General features: G+C 64.4%; 4 protein-coding genes and 1 pseudogene. 4 read left to right on the top strand and 1 reads right to left on the bottom strand.

Annotated elements, in window-relative coordinates; all coding sequences use genetic code 11:
* Window positions 1-479, top strand: a pseudogene (locus VK519_RS13815) (cell division protein FtsZ); the annotation flags it as partial.
* Between the two features lie 294 nt (window positions 480-773).
* Complete coding sequence (gene lpxC, locus VK519_RS13810) at window positions 774-1685, top strand: UDP-3-O-acyl-N-acetylglucosamine deacetylase (RefSeq protein ID WP_250624974.1); 912 nt, start codon at window positions 774-776, stop codon at window positions 1683-1685.
* Between the two features lie 269 nt (window positions 1686-1954).
* On the opposite strand, the gene VK519_RS13805 is transcribed toward lpxC, so the two are convergent.
* Complete coding sequence (locus VK519_RS13805) at window positions 1955-2434, bottom strand: DciA family protein (RefSeq protein WP_324350698.1); 480 nt, start codon at window positions 2432-2434, stop codon at window positions 1955-1957.
* Window positions 2435-2465: 31 nt separating this feature from the next.
* Between VK519_RS13805 and VK519_RS13800 the strand changes: the two genes are divergently transcribed.
* Together VK519_RS13800 and VK519_RS13795 are read left to right on the top strand one after the other, a co-directional pair.
* Window positions 2466-3416: a M23 family metallopeptidase gene (locus VK519_RS13800; RefSeq protein WP_324350696.1), complete on the top strand. Its 951-nt coding sequence runs from the start codon at window positions 2466-2468 to the stop codon at window positions 3414-3416.
* A 113-nt stretch (window positions 3417-3529) separates the two neighbouring features.
* The coding region (locus tag VK519_RS13795; RefSeq protein WP_324350694.1) for a preprotein translocase subunit SecA at window positions 3530-4449 on the top strand (920 nt) is incomplete at its 3' end.

Genomic DNA, 4449 nt, shown 5'->3' with positions numbered 1-4449 from the left:
GCACCGCCCGCGGCGACGACCGCGCCCAGGCCGCCGCGGAGGCTGCCATCAACAACCCGTTGCTCGAGGACGTCAACCTCCACGGTGCCTGCGGCATCCTGGTCAACGTCACGGCGGGGCCCAACCTCACCATGCGCGAATTCGACGAGATCGGCCGGGTGATCCACGATTTCGCCTCCGAAGACGCCACCGTGGTGATCGGTACCTCGCTCGATCCCGACATGCAGGACGATGTCCGGGTGACGGTGGTCGCCACCGGCCTGAACCGGGCCAACGCCGCTCGCCAGCCAGCCCGCCAGGCGCCCCAGCAGGTCGAAATGCGCCAGCGGCCGCGCCCGGTGGTGCTGCGCACGGGAACCGGCAATGAAGTGATCGACTACACCCAGGCCGAGGCCAGCCCCCGCGCCGAACCCGCCAGGGCGGAACCGGCGATCGATTACCTCGATATCCCGGCGTTCCTGCGCCGCCAGGCCGACTGATCAAGCCGGCACGTTAAAAAACCAGCGTCACGGATGACGCGCGGCGGTAGGCAAGGAGCCCGCCGCCCCGATGCCCCGACCCCGGCTCCCGTCCCGGGGCGGGGCATTGACCCTCGTGAAAGGAAATATGAACTTTCAGTGATTTCGTGGGTCTAGCCCACCTTGCACGAGCGAAATTTGCTGAAGGGAGGGTGAAGGGATGCAGAACTGGCCAGTACGGTTTTTCTTGCCTGAGGTTAAGACTGTGTTAGGATACCCCTTACCAAGGCGTCTGCCGCGCAGGTTTAACCACTCATGATCAAGCAGCGCACCCTAAAGAACACCATTCGCGCCACCGGCGTAGGCCTGCATACCGGCGACAAGGTGTACATGACCCTTCGCCCGGCCGCGCCCAATACCGGCATCGTGTTCCGTCGCACCGACCTCAACCCGCCGGTGGATCTGAAATCGCGTCCTTTCAATGTAGGTGATACGCGCCTGTCCACCACGCTGGTCAACGGCGACGTGCGTGTTTCCACCGTGGAACACCTGCTCTCGGCCATGGCCGGATTAGGCATCGACAACGCTTACGTCGACCTTTCCGCCCCGGAAGTCCCCATCATGGACGGCAGCGCCGGTCCCTTCGTTTTCCTGCTGCAGTCCGCGGGCATCGAGGAACAGGACGTTGCCAAGCGCTTCATCCGCATCAAGAAGGCAGTGAAGGTGCAGGACGGCGACAAGTGGGCCCGTTTCGAGCCGTTCGACGGCTTCAAGGTGGGTTTCTCGGTCGAGTTCAACCATCCGATGTTCAACAAGCGCAACTCGCGCGCCGAGATGGATTTCTCCACCACCTCCTTCGTCAAGGAAGTCAGCCGCGCCCGTACCTTCGGCTTCATGCGCGACATCGAGATGCTGCGCGAGCGCAACCTCACCCTCGGCGGTTCGATGGACAACGCCGTGGTGCTCGACGACTACCGCGTGCTCAATGAAGACGGCCTCCGTTACGAGGACGAGTTCGTCAAGCACAAGATCCTGGACGCCATCGGCGACCTCTACCTCCTGGGCCACAGCCTGATCGGGGCCTACCACGCGCACAAGTCGGGCCACGAACTCAACAACAAGCTGCTGCGCACCCTGATCTCCGACGCCGAAGCGTGGGAGGAAGTGAGCTTCCAGGACGCCGCCAAGGCGCCGATCTCCTACGCCCACCCGGCGCAGGCGATCTGAAACCGGGTTCAACGCCCCGTTCCATGAAAAAGCCGCCTATAGGGCGGCTTTTTCGTTTTCGGCTAAAGGAATGCCCGCGGGAGGCCGACAAGGATCTGCCGACCGTACGCGTGCGGCAGGTCTCAGTTCGTTCATGTGGTGAATGCCCGGCAAACCTTTTCTTCACATGACCGTGATATAAAAAACCCCCGCCCGACCCTCAAGGTCTGCGGACGGAAGCAGGCACAGGGGTGCTTTTCTTTCGAGTAATCAGGCAGATAGCCACGAGTTTAGTCTTGCGGCTCGTCGTCATGCGCACCGCGCGAGGCGACTGAGGCAAGGCGCAGGAACATGGCCCGAAGTTCCGGGTCAGACATGGATGCCGCGGCCGCCTGGAGGTGGCCTGCGGCACCCACGGAAAGCGGCTTGGCTGGCGGTAGCTCGGGTAACCCCGGGGGCAGCGAGGCCACTTTCACGGTTACCGAACTTGCCCGCGTGCCGATGGCCCGCGCCGCTTCGAGGATCTGGGCCTGGTGCAGGCGCAGGCGCGAGGCCCAGGCAGGGGAGGGCGCCAGGAAGACAAGTCGTCCCTCGCGAAGGTCAGCAAACCTCACCTGATCGCGCAGCGGGTTCGGCAATGTCTGGCGCAGCTGCCGGTCCAGTTCGTCCAGTTGCTTCGCGCGCCGTGCAAGCGAGGCAATCGGGCCGACGTCGATCGCGGACTTCAATCCGCGGGTCGGTCGGCGGGGCGACGGGGTCGAACGCTGCATGGGACCGTTTTTGACCAATATGCGGTAGGCAATGCAAATCATACTCGTGTCGCGGGACCGCAAGGCTCCCACCCGGCTGGACCTCACTTGCCCGCGCTTGCGCGGCAAGGCGATCGGAGCCGCCGTCGCCGTGGTGCTGGCGCTTGCCGGCATCGGAGCCGGTGTCGCCCTGGCCCTGGCCAGCCCCCAGCGCCGCGCCATGAACGAACTCGATGCCCTGCATCGCCAGGTCGCCTCGCAGAACGCCCAGCTGGCGACGGTACGCCAGGACGCTCAGCGCGATCTCGACGCCCTCGCCGTGAAGCTCGGCCAGCTGCAGGCCCAGTCCACCCGCATCAACGCCCTCGGTGAGCGCCTGACGGAGGTCGGCAAGCTCGGCGATGGTGAATTCAACTTCGACGAAGCACCGCCCATGGGTGGCCCGGAAGTTACCAGCAACGACAATGCCTACAATCTGCCGGCCACGCTCGATGCCAGCATCAGCCAGCTCTCGGCCACCTTCGACAGCCAGCAGTCGCAATTGCAGGCGCTCGAGCGCCTCCTGCTCGATCGCAACATCGATTCCAGCCTGAAGCCCACCGGCATGCCGGTCGATGGCTACATTTCCTCGTATTTCGGCGGCCGCCCCGACCCCTTCAGCGGCCACGCCGCGCGCCATACGGGCCTGGATATCGCCGCTCCGCTGGGCACCAGCGTCCATGCCGTGGCCGAGGGCATGGTCACCTTTGCCGGCGTCCGCAGCGGTTATGGGGATGTGGTCGAGATCGACCACGGCAACGGCTACATGACCCGCTACGCCCACAACAGCGCCATCCTGGTCCATGCCGGCCAGCACGTGCACGTGGGCGACACTATCTCCCGCGCAGGCTCCACGGGCCGTTCCACGGGCTCGCACGTGCACTTCGAGGTCTGGCTGAACGGACGCGTGGTCAATCCCCTCGCCTACGTCAAATCCGTCCGCGGCGCCACGGCCGGTACTTGAAAGCGCCGCCTCGCGCCGCCACCCGGGTTGGGGTCGGGGCGTAGTATCATCGTCCCCTTTGGCTCCGGGCCCTTTGGCGCCCGGGGACTTTTGTCTCCTGATCCGGATGATCGATGTTCAATCGCGCCCTGACGAGCATTTTCGGCAGCCGTAACGAGCGTGTCCTGCGCCAGCTGTCCAAGACCGTAAATCGTATCAACGCCCTGGAGGCGGAGTACGAGAAGCTTTCCGACGCCCAGCTCCAGGCCAAGACGCCCCAGTTCAAGGAGCGTCTGGCGGCCGGCGAGACCCTGGACAAGCTCCTGCCCGAAGCCTTCGCCGTGGTCCGGGAAGGCGCCAAACGCACCCTGGAGATGCGGCACTACGACGTGCAGCTGATCGGTGGCATGGTGCTGCATGGCGGCCGCATCGCCGAGATGCGTACCGGCGAGGGCAAGACCCTGGTGGGTACCCTGCCGGTGTACCTCAATGCGCTGGAAGGCAAGGGTGTCCATGTCGTTACCGTCAACGACTACCTGGCCCGCCGTGATTCGGCCCAGATGGGCAAGCTCTACGGCTTCCTTGGTCTTTCCGTCGGCGTCGTGTATCCGGGCATGGAGCACGGCGATAAGGCTGCGGCCTACAACGCGGACATCACCTACGGTACCAACAACGAATTCGGTTTCGACTACCTTCGCGACAACATGGCCCTCAGCCGCGAACAGCGCTACCAGCGGGGGCTGAACTACGCCATCGTCGACGAAGTCGATTCCATCCTGATCGACGAGGCCCGCACGCCGCTGATCATCTCAGGGCCCGCCGAAGACTCCCCGCAGCTCTACATTGCGGTCAACCGCATCGTGCCGCGGATGAACCGGCAGGAAAAAGAAGACACCACGGGCGACTACTTCGTCGACGAAAAGCAGAAGCAGGTGCACATGTCCGAAGAAGGCATGGAGCACGCCGAGCAGCTGCTGCAGGAAGCCGGCGTGATCGACGCCGACACCGGCCTGTACGATTCGAAGAACCTGGCCGTGGTGCATCACCTGAACGC

This window comes from Pinirhizobacter sp. (assembly GCF_035317885.1).
In the GTDB taxonomy this organism is placed as follows: domain Bacteria; phylum Pseudomonadota; class Gammaproteobacteria; order Xanthomonadales; family Rhodanobacteraceae; genus Pinirhizobacter.
This window is presented reverse-complemented; position numbering and strand designations above follow the sequence as displayed.